Genomic DNA, 241 nt, shown 5'->3' with positions numbered 1-241 from the left:
GGTGCGGCAGCACTGACCGGCCCTACCGCTACTACCAACGCCTCGGGCGTGGCCAGCATGACGCTGACCAGCACCCAGGCAGGCAGCAGCACCGTGAAAGCCAGCATCAATGGCAACGACCGCACCGTGGACACCACCTTTGTGGCGGATGCCGGTACGGCCGCAATCACAGCGGGCAGCCTGACCGTCCTGGATGACGGTGCCGCTGCCAACAACACTGACACCAACCGCGTGCAAGTGA

The 241-nt window shown here is 65.1% G+C and carries 1 protein-coding gene; it reads left to right on the top strand.

The genetic code is table 11. From position 1 onward, the window contains the following. Nucleotides 1-12: 12 nt before the first annotated feature. A partial coding sequence (locus tag AC6CIA_RS26525; protein ID WP_498316134.1) for an Ig-like domain-containing protein occupies nt 13-241 on the top strand: 229 nt, incomplete at its 3' end.

It is taken from the genome of Pseudomonas sp. GQ91, from assembly GCF_059758795.1.
The sequence above is the reverse complement of the archived record's forward strand: the minus strand, read 5'-3'. Positions and strand labels throughout refer to the sequence as shown.